The organism is Pseudomonas sp. LBUM1648 (assembly GCF_059716145.1).
In genome coordinates this window covers 5,334,768-5,348,720 of the sequence record NZ_CP166808.1, presented here as the reverse complement: position 1 = coordinate 5,348,720, position 13,953 = coordinate 5,334,768, and the positions used below count along the sequence as shown (strand labels likewise).

The following is a 13,953-nucleotide window of genomic DNA, read 5'->3' as shown; positions in this document are numbered from 1 at the left end:
TCAGACTTAAGAGTCCGCTTTTTGCAGCTTCAGGCCCAGCAGGCGCCATTCGGCAGGAATCGCATCAACTCTCGGCTGCTCCTGCACGGAGCAATCGAAACGGTATTTCACATCGTCGCCGTTCATGTTGCGCGCGGTGACGGTGTTGCTGAAGGTGTAGACCTGATCCTTGAAGCGATGGCTGACGAGGCCTTTGCTGTCAGCAAAGCGCGCCGAGTTGGGAAAGCGCAACGTGCTGGTCACGAACGGGCTACACATGACATACGCGATCATCGACTTGTCGGCCTGTGCGTCGCCGCGCAATTTCTTGTTCAGCGCTGCCAGGGCCATGCGACCCTGATAGTCGCTTTGATCCAGCACGGTCTGTAACCCGATTGATTTCGGCGCCCGGCTGGCGTAGTTCGGCAACAGTGCGGAGTCGGCGGGAGAGAGCTTGTCGTCCGGCTCGATGGCAGCAAAAACCGGCGCATCCTTCAGCTCGGCAGCGGGCGTGACTGACTCGGCCTCAGGCAATAGGGAGGTCGGTTCGGCGACCTGCGTGTTTTCAGCCTGTGCCGCCTCGTAGTCATGCGAAGAAGGAAACAGCGATAAAGTGATCGACAGCACCACCATCGCAACAATGAAACCACCCGCAGCGCCAACAATGTTGCCGTAGAAAATATTCCAGCTACCGCGGTTCTTCACCACCCAGCGCCACATGAAACCCCAGGCCGCGACAAACGCCAGAAAACGCAAAAACTCCATTTGATCCTTTCCTTAAACCTTCAAAAACCTGAAAACAGTGCGCAGCAGATGATGAGCCCTGAAGATGGACGGCAAGATATCAAAATCGAAGCGCTGCGCTATCAAGAACCGGGGAAATAATTCACTGCAAGGAACGCCAGCGTGGTAAATCCGGCGGCGAAACCACACAGTGCGCCCAGCAACTGACGTGCGACCGGATGCTCCGGTTGACGGCGATGGGCAACCCACATCCATACACCCGCCAACACCCCGGCGCTGTTCATAATTACCACCAAGCTGCGATCCAGGTTTGACGTCGCCATCGTCGTGCCAATGACCCCGCCATAAATCAGCGTGAATACGATTCCAGTCACCACGGCACTTCCGGCACCGGCAAGGTTGGCAAGTAACAAATTCCACTCACCCCGTTGCTTCACGACCCACGTCCAGGTTCCGGCCATTACCAGCAAGCACAACAAAGCATCCATTGATTCATTCCTGAGTGCGCGATAGCAGAGGCGGTTGGTGCGCCTCCAGCGAAAGTGGACGGCAAGATATCAAAATAGTAGCGTCACGCCACTGCCCTTATCCTCGTAACGGACTACACATGCCTGCAATTACTAAAACCTTGCGCCTGTTTTGTGCACTCACTCTGGGCTTTTCCTTGACCCCGGCATTCGCCGCCTGGCAAGAACACCCGGAAAACAGCTGGAAGTATTACGCCGGCAATTGCCAGCAAGTGCAGGGAAAACTGGCCGACGTGCAGAGCGGTCGAACCAGTGCCTACGAGATGATGGTTGCTCTGGAAAGCAATCTGCGAACCATGAATGAGCACCGCTCGAACCTGACTCCCGATCACGTGGGTTCCGCCGAATTCGCCCAATGCGAAAACGTCGCCGCCCAGGCTGAGGCGATGATCGCCCAAGGCAAAGCCGAGTTCGCCGCGAAAATGGAACGTGGCGTGCAGGAAGGTCGGATCGCCCACCAGAACTCCCCCGAATACCAACGCGCGCGCTCCCTCGGCTTCAGCGACGTCGGTGACATTTCTTTCCTGAAACTGCACGAAGACACCGAAGGCGAAGCACACCTGAAAACCATGCTGATCACCGTCGACGAAGTCTGCGGCCAATACTTCCGTGCCACGCAGTATGTGAAGCCGTATGTGATTTATACGGTCAGGCCTTCGGATGGCGGTTGTGGAGAGGTAAAGCGCGTGGCGATCATGGGTGGCCGAGCGGTGGAGAAGGGTGACTACATCGATGAAAGAGGCGAGTTTCAGTATCTGGGATGGAAGAATATTGTCGGTGCGGATGGTTTTCCGACGGACATTCGGGTGCTGAAAGCCCGTCGTTAAGTTGCGTCAACACTTGGATGTTTTCTTGAATAAAGGGATAAACAGATGATCGACTTCAACAACAAAGGCTTCTTCAAACTCAAGCAGAACAATGAATACGCCGAACGCGTCACCGCCCTGTTGCTGGACGGGGAAGAAGTGATCGACTCCTACAAGGCCATGCGCGACGGCGTGGTGTTTACCAACAAACGCATCATCGCCGTCAACGTCCAGGGCATCACCGGCAGCAAGAAGGATTTCACTTCGCTGCCGTACAAAAATATCGTCGCGTATTCCGTGGAGACATCAGGGACGTTCGATCTGGATTCGGAGCTGGAGATTTACTTTTCGTCTCTGGGGAAGGTGAAATTCGAATTCACCGGGAAGACTTCGATGGTGGAGATTTCGAAGTACATCTCAAAGCATCTGTTGTAAGAACGCTCAGGGCAGTCAGTCACAGAATGTCTTTCAAGTAACCCTTGAGCGCGAGGAGCGGCTGATCGAGCTGCTCCAGCGATTGCGCCTGGCCGAAATCGGCTGACAGCTTGTGCAGCTCCCGCCCCAGCGGTTTCTCGACACCGCCCAATGCATTCATCGCCAAACCCAGGCACTCATTCACTTTGAACTGAATGGTCTCGACATCACCCCGGCGCACCAGCAATTCGAACACGTCTTTCTGATAATCACCCATGACCATGTCGTCCCGCAAAATCGGGCTCAGGCCTTCTTCCTCGTAAGCGAGTTTGAGGGAGAAAAGGGCGACTGTTTCCAGTGACGTTTCCATGGTTTGGTTCCTTGGGGTTCCGATGGCCAAGAAGCGGAGGATCAAAAGATCGCAGCCTGCGACAGCTCCTACGCAAGCGAGGGACTTTATCGCAGACGAAAAAAAAGGCCTTGCTAAGCAAGACCTTTCTTAATTTTGGTGCCCCGAGGGAGACTCGAACTCCCACTCCTTTCGAAAACGGATTTTGAATCCGCCGCGTCTACCAATTCCGCCATCAGGGCTCAATGGCGGCGAAGTATAGAGATGAGATTACCGTTGGTCAATCACGTTTCATGGTCAATTTTCGATATTTCCGCTAGACTTTCCGGCCCTGCTAGACGAACCCCATCATGCGCGTTGCTGACTTTACCTTCGAACTCCCTGATTCGCTGATCGCTCGCCACCCTTTGGCCGAGCGTCGCGGCAGTCGCCTGTTGACCCTGGATGGGGTGAGCGGCGCCTTGGCACACCGTCAATTCACTGATTTGCTTGAGCATTTGCGCCCGGGCGATTTGATGGTGTTCAACAATACCCGGGTGATTCCGGCGCGGCTGTTTGGACAAAAAGCGTCCGGCGGCAAGCTGGAAATCCTCATCGAGCGGGTGCTCGATACGCATCGCGTGCTGGCCCATGTGCGCTCCAGCAAGTCGCCGAAGCCGGGTTCGAAGATTCTCATCGACGGCGGTGGCGAAGCTGAAATGATTGCGCGTCACGACGCGTTGTTCGAGCTGGGCTTCGCTGAAGAAGTGTTGCCGCTGCTTGATCGCGTCGGCCACATGCCGCTGCCTCCTTATATAGACCGCCCGGATGAAGGCTCGGATCGCGAGCGTTATCAGACCGTGTACGCCGAGCGCCTGGGCGCGGTGGCGGCGCCGACGGCGGGGCTGCATTTCGATCAGTCGCTGATGGAGGCGATTGCGGCCAAGGGCGTCGAGACCGCATTCGTCACGCTGCACGTGGGCGCGGGTACTTTCCAGCCAGTGCGCGTCGAGAAGCTTGAAGATCACCACATGCACACTGAGTGGCTGGAAGTCGGCCAGGACGTGGTCGATGCGGTCGCTGCGTGCCGTGCGCGCGGCGGTCGAGTGATTGCCGTTGGCACCACCAGCGTGCGTTCGCTGGAAAGCGCCGCGCGCGATGGCGTGCTCAAGCCGTTCAGTGGCGATACCGACATCTTTATCTACCCGGGCCGGCCGTTCCATGTGGTCGATGCCTTGGTCACCAATTTCCATTTGCCGGAATCCACGCTGTTGATGCTGGTTTCGGCATTCGCCGGTTATCCCGAAACCATGGCCGCCTACAAGGCCGCCGTCGACAACGGTTACCGCTTTTTCAGCTACGGTGATGCCATGTTCATCACCCGTAATCCCGCACCTACTGCCCCTAAACAAACAGGCCCAGAGGAAACAGAATGAGTCGCGAATGTCGCATGTCCTTTGAGCTTCTGGCCACCGATGGCAAGGCCCGTCGTGGTCGTCTGACCTTTCCGCGTGGCACCGTTGAGACCCCGGCTTTCATGCCGGTCGGTACTTACGGCACGGTCAAGGGCATGTTGCCGCGTGACATCGTCGCCACTGGCGCGGAAATCATTCTGGGCAACACCTTCCACCTGTGGCTGCGTCCTGGCACCGAGGTGATCAAGGCGCACGGCGACCTGCACGATTTCATGCAGTGGAAAGGCCCGATCCTGACCGACTCCGGCGGCTTCCAGGTGTTCAGCCTGGGCGCGATGCGCAAGATCAAGGAAGAGGGCGTGACCTTCGCCTCTCCGGTCGACGGCTCGAAAGTGTTCATGGGCCCGGAAGAGTCGATGCAGGTTCAGCGCGATCTGGGTTCCGACATCGTGATGATCTTCGACGAATGCACGCCGTACCCGGCTGACGAAGACGTCGCCCGTGTGTCGATGGAGTTGTCGTTGCGCTGGGCTCAACGTTCGAAAAATGCCCACGGTGAAAACACCGCGGCGCTGTTCGGTATCGTTCAGGGCGGCATGCACCAGGATCTGCGCATGCGCTCGCTGGAAGGTCTGGACAAGATCGGCTTTGACGGTCTGGCCATCGGTGGTTTGTCGGTGGGCGAACCGAAGCACGAGATGATCAAGGTGCTGGATTATCTGCCGGGCATGATGCCGGCTGACAAACCTCGTTACCTTATGGGCGTTGGCAAACCCGAAGATCTGGTTGAGGGTGTGCGCCGCGGTGTGGACATGTTCGATTGCGTGATGCCAACCCGTAATGCCCGCAATGGGCATCTGTTCATTGATACAGGCGTGCTGAAGATCCGTAACGCGTTCCATCGCCATGATGATTCGCCGCTGGATCCGACCTGCGATTGCTATACCTGCCAGAACTTCTCCCGCGCTTATCTGCATCACCTGGACAAGTGCGGCGAAATGCTGGGAAGCATGCTCAATACCATCCATAACTTGCGCCATTATCAGGTGCTGATGGCTGGTTTGCGCGAGGCTATTCAACAGGGTACATTGGCCGCCTTTGTCGATGCCTTCTACGCCAAACGCGGGCTCCCCGTTCCGCCTTTGGACTGAGTTTTCTGACCCCAAGATTCAACATTTGCAACTGGAGTGCTAAATGAGCTTTTTTATCTCTAATGCCATGGCTGACGCAGCTGCACCGGCTGCTGCCGGCCCAATGGGTGGCGGCTTCGAGTGGATTTTCCTGGTCGGCTTCCTGGTCATCTTTTACCTGATGATCTGGCGTCCACAGGCCAAGCGCGCCAAAGAGCAGAAGAACCTGCTGAGCAGCCTGCAAAAGGGCGACGAAGTGGTCACCACCGGCGGTATCGCCGGCAAGATCACCAAAGTGGCCGATGACTTCGTGGTTCTGGAAGTTTCCGACACCGTGGAAATGAAGTTCCAGAAAGGCGCCATCGCCGCCACGCTGCCAAAAGGCACGCTGAAAGCGATCTAAGGTTCCAACTTCTACTCAATCGACGGGGCGCGCAAGGCGCCCCGCGTTCATAACGGGCGGCGTGATGCTGAACAAATACCCTCTGTGGAAATACATTCTGATCCTGGCGGTGCTGGCGATCGGTCTGATTTATTCCGCTCCCAATCTATACCCCGATGACCCGGCCATTCAGGTGAGCGGCGCCAGCACGGCACTGCAGGTCAATCAGGCCGATCTGGATCGTGTAAGCACCGCGCTCAAAGAGTCCGGGATCACCGTCAAGGCGGCCACGCTGGCGGACAACGGCAAGGGCGGTCTGATCCGTCTGGCCAAAGCTGAAGACCAGCTACCGGCAAAAGACGTTGTGCGCAAGGCATTGGGTGATGACTACGTCGTCGCGCTGAACCTGGCACAGACCACCCCGCAATGGCTGCGCAATCTGGGCGCGCACCCGATGAAGCTGGGCCTGGACTTGTCCGGTGGTGTGCACTTCCTGCTGGAAGTGGACATGGATAAAGCCCTCGATGCACGCCTGAAAGTCTACGAAGGCGACGTCAAGAGCCTGCTGCGTAAAGAGAAGCTGCGCTATCGCAGTCTGCCGCAACTGGGCGGTGCCATTCAGTTGGGCTTCAGCGATGAAGATTCCCGCGAACAGGCCCGTGCGCTGATCCGCAAGAACTTCAACGATTTCGACATTGTTCCGGCCGACCTCAACGGTCAACCGGTGCTGCGTCTGGCGATGACCCCGGCCAAGCTGGCGGAAATCCGTGAATACTCCATCAAGCAGAACTTGACCACGGTACGTAACCGCGTCAACGAGCTGGGTGTTGCCGAACCGATCGTTCAGCGTCAGGGCGCCAACCGCATCGTGGTTGAGCTGCCAGGCGTGCAGGACACTGCCGAAGCCAAGCGTATTCTGGGCAAGACGGCCAACCTTGAGTTCCGTCTGGCTGCAGAGCCGGGTGCTTCGAAAGCCACTTCCGAGAGCTTTGAATTCCGTGAGGGCAACCGTCCTCCTGCGCAGATCGAGCGTGGCCTGATCATCACCGGTGACCAGGTGACTGACGCCAAGGCCGGTTTCGGCGAGCACGGCACACCTGAAGTGAACATCCGTCTGGATGGTCACGGTGGTGAGTTGATGAGCCGCGCGACTCGTTCGAACGTCGGTCGCAGCATGGCAGTGATCTTCATCGAGCAGCGTCCGGTCACCACTTACACCAAGCAAATGGTTAATGGCGTCGAGAAAGACGTCGCGGTGCAGACGTTCAAGGAAGAGAAGAAGATCATCAGTCTGGCGACCATCCAGTCGCCGCTGGGTGCTCAGTTCCGCATCACTGGTCTGAACGGTCAGGGCGAATCGTCCGAGCTGGCGCTGCTGTTGCGTGCCGGTGGTCTGGCAGCGCCGATGTACTTCGCTGAAGAGCGCACAATCGGCCCGAGCCTGGGTGCTGACAACATCACCAAAGGTATCGATGCATCGCTGTGGGGCATGCTGTTCGTGTCGCTGTTCATCATCGCCATCTACCGCTTCTTCGGCATCATCGCCACTGTCGCTCTGTCGGTGAACATGGTGTTGCTGCTGGCGCTGATGTCGCTGCTGGGTGCAACGCTGACCCTGCCGGGTATCGCCGGTATCGTGTTGACCATGGGTATGGCGGTTGACGCCAACGTACTGATCTTCTCGCGGATCCGCGAAGAGATCGCCGCCGGCATGACCGTGCAGCGCGCAATCAACGAAGGCTTCGGCCGGGCATTCACTGCGATTCTAGACGCCAACCTGACAACTCTGTTGGTCGGCGGGATTCTCTTTGCGATGGGCACCGGCCCGGTCAAAGGCTTCGCAGTGACCATGTCCCTCGGGATCTTTACCTCGATGTTCACGGCCATCATGGTGACCCGCGCAATGGTCAACCTGATCTTCGGCGGACGTGACTTCAAGAAGTTGTGGATTTAAGGGGCTGCCATGTTACGTACAATCAACTTCATGGGCGTTCGCAACTTCGCGTTCGGCGTCACAGTATTCCTCACCCTGCTGGCTATGTTCAGTGTCTTCACCAAGGGCATGAACTGGGGGCTGGACTTCACCGGCGGTACGCTCATCGAGCTGACCTACGAGCGTCCGGCCGATGTCACCAAGGTGCGCGAGCAGCTGGTGACTTCGGGGTATCACGAAGCCGTCGTGCAGAGCTTCGGTGCGACTACCGATCTGCTGGTGCGGATGCCGGGTGAAGACCCGCAGTTGGGCCATCAGGTAGCGGAAGCGCTGCTGAAGGTCGGCGGCGACAACCCGGCAACGGTCAAGCGTGTCGAGTTCGTCGGCCCGCAGGTCGGTGAAGAGCTGCGCGACCAGGGCGGCCTCGGCATGCTGCTGGCGCTCGGCGGCATCCTGATCTACCTGGCTTTCCGCTTTCAGTGGAAGTTCGCGGTCGGCGCCATTGTTTCGCTGATCCACGACGTGATCGTGACCATCGGCATCCTGTCGTATTTCCAGATCACTTTCGATCTGACGGTACTGGCGGCGGTGCTGGCGATCATCGGTTACTCGCTGAACGACACCATCGTGGTATTCGACCGGGTACGTGAGAACTTCCGCGTTCTGCGCAAGGCGACGCTGATCGAGAACATCAACATCTCGACCACCCAGACCCTGCTGCGCACCATGGCGACGTCGATCTCCACCTTGCTGGCGATCGCGGCACTGCTGTTCTTCGGTGGCGACAACCTGTTCGGCTTCTCCATCGCCCTGTTTATCGGTGTTCTGGCGGGTACTTACTCGTCGATCTACATCGCTAACGTGGTGCTGATCTGGCTGAACCTGACCACTGAGGATCTGATTCCTCCGGTCAACACCGAGAAGGAAGTCGACGACCGTCCATAACGGCCATCGTTTTCCCCGCTGTCAGCCGAAAAAGGCGCGAGTTGAACTCGCGCCTTTTTTTATGCTCCAAGGCTGGGAGAAGCGCGGGCGCGTCCCGCATGTGATGGTCAGGAGGTTCATGTGAACAAGTCGTTGCTGGTTGGTGCGGTATTGGGTGCTGTCGGTGTGACTGCCGGGGGTGCTGTTGCCACCTACAGCCTGGTTAAAAGCGGCCCTGAGTATGCGCAAGTACTGGCTGTTGAACCGGTCAAAACACAGATCAAGACTCCACGTGAAGTGTGCAAGGATGTAGCCGTGACCCGCCAGGCGCCGGTCAAGGATCAACACCAGATCCTCGGTACCGCGATTGGCGCGGTAGCGGGTGGTTTGCTGGGTAATCAGGTCGGCGGCGGTACTGGCAAGAAGATCGCCACCGTGGCCGGTGCGGTTGGTGGCGGTTATGCCGGTAACAAGGTGCAGGAAGGTATGCAGAATCGCGATACCTACACCACCACGCAGACTCGCTGTAACACGGTGAATGACATCAGTGACAAAGTTGTCGGTTACGACGTGCGTTATTCGCTGGATGGCAAGGAAGGCAAGGTGCGGATGGATCGTGATCCGGGCAACCAGATTCCGGTCGACAAGGAAGGCAAGCTGGTTCTGTCGCAGAATGAGCCTGCTCAGTAATAATCCGAGCGTTTAAAAAGAAGCACCCTGCGGGGTGCTTTTTTGTGCCCTGCAGTTAAACCAATCCCAATGTAGGAGCTGCCGAAGGCTGCGATCTTTTGATCCTGTTCTAAAAAAACAAAGTCAAAAGATCGCAGCCTTCGGCAGCTCCTACAGGGAGTGTGTTGAATCTTTGGCATAAAAAAAGCACCCCGAAGGGTGCTTTTTTTCGTTTCGCGTAAAGCTTAGCGCTTCAGCGAGGCTGGCAGGTGCGGCTGGATCGCCGTCAGCACTGCCTTGAAGCATTTGGTGTTGCCGGCAACGATATGGCCTTTTTCAAGGAAGTCGTGACCGCCGGTGAAGTCGCTCACCAGGCCGCCAGCTTCTTGAATCAGCAGGGCGCCTGCAGCCATGTCCCACTCGGACAGGCCCGACTCCCAGAATGCATCGAAACGACCGGCAGCTACATAAGCCAGGTCCAGGCTGGCGGAACCGGCGCGGCGGATACCGGCAGTCTGGCCGACCAGGGCGCGGAACATGCCCAGGTAGTTGTCGAGGTTGTCCATCTGATCGTCACGGAACGGGAAGCCGGTACCCAGCAGGGCGCCGTCGAGGCTGGTGCGACCGCTGACGCGCAGGCGACGACCGTTCAGTTGCGCGCCGCGACCACGGCTGGCGGTGAATTCTTCCTGGCGAACCGGATCCAGAACAACAGCGTGTTCCAGGCGACCACGGTATTTGCAGGCGATGCTGACAGCAAAGTGTGGAATGCCGCGCAGGAAGTTGGTGGTGCCGTCCAGCGGATCGATGATCCACAGGTATTCTTCGCCTTCGATGCCGGTACCGGCGTGCAGGCCAGTCTCTTCACCGCGGATCGAGTGGTTCGGGTAAGCCTTGCGCAGCGCGTCGATGATTTTCTGTTCGGCGGCGCGATCCACCTCGGATACATAATCCTTGGCGTCTTTTTCGTCGACCTTGATGGTATCCAGGCGCTCGATGGAGCGGAAGATCAGTTCACTGGCGCTGCGGGCGGCGCGCAGCGCGATATTCAGCATGGGCTGCATGGATGTGTCACCTAAGGTTGTTAAAGAAAGCCGCGCATTCTATCAGAACTTTTCTTCAGGTGAAGGTTGCTGTTCGCTTTCATAGCTTAACGGTAGGCTGTTCTGTAAGATTTGCACCCCTTTCCTGTGTCCGAGAGCGCCTCCCTTGCTGCAGAACATTCGTGTCGTCCTGGTCAATACCAGCCACCCCGGCAACATCGGCGGGGCCGCGCGCGCCATGAAAAACATGGGTCTGTCGCGCTTGGTGCTGGTCGAGCCGCGCCTGTTTCCGCACCATGAGGCCGATGCTCGCGCTTCCGGTGCCGGTGACATCCTTGAAAACGCCCAGGTCGTCGCCACCCTGGAAGATGCCTTGGTCGGCTGCAATCTGGTGCTCGGCACCAGCGCCCGTGACCGGCGTATTCCCTGGCCGCTGCTGGACCCGCGCGAATGCGGCACCAAAGTGGTTGAGGAAGCCGGGCAGGGCGCAGAGATTGCGCTGGTGTTCGGCCGTGAAGATTCCGGCCTGACCAATGACGAGCTGCAGCGATGTCACTTTCACGTGCACATCCCCTCCGATCCTGAGTTCAGTTCGCTGAACCTTGGGGCGGCGGTGCAGGTGTTGAGCTATGAAGTGCGCATGGCATGGCTGGCCGCACAAGGTCAGCCGAGCAAGATCGAGAAGGAAGAAGTGGCTTCGGTAAAAAGCGCCGAGCTGGCGACCATGGATGAGCTGGAGCGATTCTATGAGCATCTGGAGCAGACGCTGGTCGCCATCGAATTCCTCGATCCTGAGAAGCCGCGGCACCTGATGGCGCGCCTGCGCCGGTTGTACGGACGCAGCTCGGTCAGCCGGGCGGAAATGAATATATTGCGTGGCATCCTCACGGAAACCCAAAAAGCGGCCCGTGGTGAGCTTCTGAAACGGAAGGACTGAATGATGTTTGAGCGTTTGCGTGAAGATATCCAAAGCGTATTCCATCGAGATCCGGCGGCGCGTAACGCTTTTGAAGTCCTGACTTGCTACCCCGGTATGCACGCGATCTGGATTCATCGTCTGGCCGGGATGCTCTGGCGCAATGACCTGAAGTGGCTGGCGCGTCTGGTGTCGAACTTTGGTCGCTGGTTGACCGGGATCGAGATTCACCCGGGGGCGAAAGTCGGTCGACGCTTCTTTATTGATCACGGCATGGGCATCGTCATTGGCGAAACCGCCGAGATTGGCGATGACGTGACTATCTATCAGGGCGTGACCCTCGGCGGCACAAGCTGGAACAAAGGCAAGCGTCATCCGACCTTGGGCGATGGTGTTGTTGTCGGTGCCGGAGCGAAAGTGCTTGGGCCATTCACTGTCGGCGCCGGGGCCAAGGTCGGCTCCAACGCTGTGGTGACCAAGGAGGTGCCGCCGGGCGCGACGGTCGTGGGTATTCCGGGGCGAATCATCGTTAAATCCGATGAGGAGCAGGACGCCAAGCGCAAGGCCATGGCCGAGAAAATCGGCTTCGATGCCTATGGTGTCAGCGAAGACATGCCTGACCCGGTGGCGCGCGCCATCGGTCAGTTGCTTGATCACCTGCAAGCGGTGGATGGGCGACTGGAGGGGATGTGCGGCGCACTGAAGGATCTGGGCAGTAATTACTGTGCGAAAGATTTGCCTGAGCTGCGCGAAGAAGATTTCGCCTGTGTAAAAGGCAAAGACGAATCCAAAACTGGCTGACACCCCTGCGGCAGCTCCTGCACGGCACATCCGGCAACCGGTGTGCCATTAAGCCGCAGACCCTGATATCATTCGCGCGCTCTTTTGCGGGTAAACCCGACTAAAGCACTAGGTCTTATAGTTGACTTAAATGCTCGGGAATTGCATACTCCCGCCCATTCTGAACTCCGTGGTAACTGTCCATGCGACTGACTACAAAAGGCCGATACGCCGTGACCGCCATGCTCGACCTGGCGTTGCACGCGCAGCACGGGCCGGTGTCCCTGGCCGATATCTCCGAGCGCCAAGGCATCTCCCTGTCCTATCTCGAACAGCTTTTCGCCAAGCTGCGCCGCAGCAACCTGGTATCCAGTGTTCGCGGTCCGGGCGGTGGCTACCAGTTGTCCCGCGACATGCAGGGCATCCAGGTTGCACAGGTGATCGATGCGGTTAACGAATCGGTTGATGCCACCAAATGCCAGGGCCAAGGCGATTGCCATTCCGGCGACACTTGCCTGACCCATCACCTGTGGTGCGACCTTAGCCTGCAGATTCACGAATTTCTCAGCGGTATCAGCTTGGCTGATCTTGTGACTCGCCGTGAGGTGCAAGAAGTAGCCCAGCGTCAGGATCAGCGTCGTTGCAATGGCAAGGCGCCGCGCCTGGACAAGATTGAAGCGTCCGCCGTCGAATGACAGCCAAAGAGCTAGCGGCACGCCAGCCAGCCTGATTTAGGAGATAGTCCATGAAATTGCCGATTTACCTTGATTACTCTGCGACCACCCCGGTCGATCCGCGCGTTGCGCAAAAAATGAGTGAATGCCTGCTGGTCGACGGAAACTTCGGTAACCCGGCTTCCCGTTCCCACGTGTTCGGCTGGAAAGCTGAAGAGTCCGTCGAAAACGCTCGTCGTCAGGTGGCCGATCTGGTCAACGCTGATCCGCGTGAAATCGTCTGGACGTCCGGCGCCACCGAGTCCAACAACCTGGCAATCAAGGGTGCGGCACATTTCTACGCCTCCAAGGGCAAGCACCTGATCACCTCCAAGATCGAGCACAAGGCTGTCCTCGACACCATGCGCCAACTCGAGCGTGAAGGTTTTGAAGTCACCTACCTTGATCCGACTGAAGACGGTCTGATCACTCCGGCCATGATCGAAGCCGCTTTGCGCGAAGACACCATCCTCGTGTCGGCCATGCACGTGAACAACGAAATCGGTACCGTCAACGATATCGCCGCCATCGGCGAGCTGCTTCGTTCGAAGGGCATCCTTTTCCACGTTGACGCTGCTCAGTCCACTGGCAAGGTCGAGATCGACCTGCAGAAGCTGAAAGTCGACATGATGTCGTTCTCTGCCCACAAAACCTACGGCCCTAAAGGCATCGGCGCGTTGTACGTCAGCCGTAAGCCGCGTGTGCGTATCGAAGCGACCATGCACGGCGGCGGTCACGAGCGTGGCATGCGTTCCGGTACCCTGGCGACTCACCAGATCGTTGGTATGGGCGAGGCGTTCCGTGTAGCTAAAGAAGATATGGCTGCTGAAAACGTTCGTATCCAAGCCTTGAGCGACCGTTTCTACAAGCAGGTCGAGCATCTGGAAGAGCTGTACGTCAACGGCAGCCTGATCGCCCGCGTTCCGCACAACCTGAACCTGAGCTTCAACTACGTTGAAGGCGAGTCGCTGATCATGGCACTCAAGGATCTGGCGGTTTCGTCCGGTTCCGCCTGCACCTCGGCATCGCTTGAGCCTTCGTACGTACTGCGCGCCCTGGGCCGCAACGACGAACTGGCGCACAGCTCGATCCGCTTCACCTTCGGCCGTTTCACCACCGAAGAAGAAATCGACTACGCCGCGCAGAAAGTCTGCGAGGCCGTTACCAAGCTGCGCGCTCTGTCGCCGCTGTGGGACATGTACAAAGACGGTGTCGACATTTCGAAAATCGAGTGGGCGGCACACTGATTT

Annotated in this window: 16 protein-coding genes and 1 tRNA gene; 12 read left to right on the top strand and 5 right to left on the bottom strand. The window is 57.9% G+C overall.

Annotation, left to right across the window (positions count from 1 at the left end):
- Positions 1 to 6: 6 nt before the first annotated feature.
- Together ACA043_RS24155 and ACA043_RS24150 are read right to left on the bottom strand one after the other, a co-directional pair.
- Positions 7 to 744: a hypothetical protein gene (locus tag ACA043_RS24155; RefSeq protein ID WP_497658058.1), complete on the bottom strand. Its 738-nt coding sequence runs from the start codon at positions 742 to 744 to the stop codon at positions 7 to 9.
- A 101-nt stretch (positions 745 to 845) separates the two neighbouring features.
- Positions 846 to 1,211 (bottom strand): hypothetical protein, encoded by a 366-nt coding sequence (locus tag ACA043_RS24150; RefSeq protein WP_187677964.1) that lies wholly within the window; start codon positions 1,209 to 1,211, stop codon positions 846 to 848.
- Between the two features lie 119 nt (positions 1,212 to 1,330).
- On the opposite strand from ACA043_RS24150, the gene ACA043_RS24145 reads away from it, so the two are divergent.
- Both ACA043_RS24145 and ACA043_RS24140 read left to right on the top strand, forming a co-directional pair.
- On the top strand, positions 1,331 to 2,077 hold the full coding sequence (locus tag ACA043_RS24145; RefSeq protein ID WP_497658057.1) for a hypothetical protein: 747 nt from the start codon (positions 1,331 to 1,333) through the stop codon (positions 2,075 to 2,077).
- A 45-nt stretch (positions 2,078 to 2,122) separates the two neighbouring features.
- Positions 2,123 to 2,491 carry a PH domain-containing protein gene (locus ACA043_RS24140; protein WP_187677962.1) on the top strand — a complete coding sequence of 123 codons (369 nt, stop codon included), beginning with the start codon at positions 2,123 to 2,125 and terminating at the stop codon, positions 2,489 to 2,491.
- A gap of 19 nt (positions 2,492 to 2,510) precedes the next feature.
- Here ACA043_RS24140 and ACA043_RS24135 read toward each other — a convergent pair whose 3' ends face one another.
- On the bottom strand, positions 2,511 to 2,840 hold the full coding sequence (locus ACA043_RS24135; protein ID WP_497658056.1) for a hypothetical protein: 330 nt from the start codon (positions 2,838 to 2,840) through the stop codon (positions 2,511 to 2,513).
- 136 nt (positions 2,841 to 2,976) lie between these two features.
- A tRNA-Leu gene (locus tag ACA043_RS24130) sits at positions 2,977 to 3,061 on the bottom strand.
- A 108-nt stretch (positions 3,062 to 3,169) separates the two neighbouring features.
- Here ACA043_RS24130 and queA point away from each other — a divergent pair.
- The 6 genes from queA to ACA043_RS24100 all read left to right on the top strand — a co-directional run bounded on the left by queA (position 3,170) and on the right by ACA043_RS24100 (position 9,272).
- A complete protein-coding gene (gene queA, locus ACA043_RS24125) occupies positions 3,170 to 4,234 on the top strand; it encodes a tRNA preQ1(34) S-adenosylmethionine ribosyltransferase-isomerase QueA (protein ID WP_497658055.1) in 1,065 nt (354 codons plus the stop codon).
- Positions 4,235 to 4,248: 14 nt separating this feature from the next.
- A complete protein-coding gene (tgt, locus tag ACA043_RS24120; protein WP_170947342.1) occupies positions 4,249 to 5,364 on the top strand; it encodes a tRNA guanosine(34) transglycosylase Tgt in 1,116 nt (371 codons plus the stop codon).
- A gap of 43 nt (positions 5,365 to 5,407) precedes the next feature.
- Entirely contained in the window at positions 5,408 to 5,746 is a 339-nt protein-coding gene (gene yajC, locus ACA043_RS24115) for a preprotein translocase subunit YajC (RefSeq protein ID WP_007916913.1), read from the top strand.
- Positions 5,747 to 5,810: 64 nt separating this feature from the next.
- On the top strand, positions 5,811 to 7,679 hold the full coding sequence (gene secD / locus ACA043_RS24110) for a protein translocase subunit SecD (RefSeq protein WP_401272038.1): 1,869 nt from the start codon (positions 5,811 to 5,813) through the stop codon (positions 7,677 to 7,679).
- A 9-nt stretch (positions 7,680 to 7,688) separates the two neighbouring features.
- Entirely contained in the window at positions 7,689 to 8,603 is a 915-nt protein-coding gene (gene secF / locus ACA043_RS24105; RefSeq protein ID WP_187677956.1) for a protein translocase subunit SecF, read from the top strand.
- Positions 8,604 to 8,723: 120 nt separating this feature from the next.
- Positions 8,724 to 9,272, top strand: a complete 549-nt coding sequence (locus ACA043_RS24100) for a glycine zipper 2TM domain-containing protein (protein ID WP_187677955.1) — start codon at positions 8,724 to 8,726, stop codon at positions 9,270 to 9,272.
- Positions 9,273 to 9,496: 224 nt separating this feature from the next.
- On the opposite strand, the gene suhB is transcribed toward ACA043_RS24100, so the two are convergent.
- Entirely contained in the window at positions 9,497 to 10,315 is an 819-nt protein-coding gene (gene suhB / locus ACA043_RS24095; RefSeq protein WP_016984379.1) for a type III secretion system regulator SuhB, read from the bottom strand.
- Positions 10,316 to 10,460: 145 nt separating this feature from the next.
- On the opposite strand from suhB, the gene trmJ reads away from it, so the two are divergent.
- The 4 genes from trmJ to ACA043_RS24075 all read left to right on the top strand — a co-directional run bounded on the left by trmJ (position 10,461) and on the right by ACA043_RS24075 (position 13,950).
- Positions 10,461 to 11,231 (top strand): tRNA (cytosine(32)/uridine(32)-2'-O)-methyltransferase TrmJ, encoded by a 771-nt coding sequence (gene trmJ / locus ACA043_RS24090; RefSeq protein ID WP_008084663.1) that lies wholly within the window; start codon positions 10,461 to 10,463, stop codon positions 11,229 to 11,231.
- 3 nt (positions 11,232 to 11,234) lie between these two features.
- Entirely contained in the window at positions 11,235 to 12,011 is a 777-nt protein-coding gene (gene cysE, locus ACA043_RS24085; protein ID WP_187680639.1) for a serine O-acetyltransferase, read from the top strand.
- A 182-nt stretch (positions 12,012 to 12,193) separates the two neighbouring features.
- Positions 12,194 to 12,685 (top strand): Fe-S cluster assembly transcriptional regulator IscR, encoded by a 492-nt coding sequence (gene iscR, locus ACA043_RS24080; RefSeq protein WP_007956690.1) that lies wholly within the window; start codon positions 12,194 to 12,196, stop codon positions 12,683 to 12,685.
- A 50-nt stretch (positions 12,686 to 12,735) separates the two neighbouring features.
- Positions 12,736 to 13,950 (top strand): IscS subfamily cysteine desulfurase, encoded by a 1,215-nt coding sequence (locus ACA043_RS24075; RefSeq protein ID WP_187680638.1) that lies wholly within the window; start codon positions 12,736 to 12,738, stop codon positions 13,948 to 13,950.
- The last annotated feature ends 3 nt before the right edge of the window (positions 13,951 to 13,953 follow it).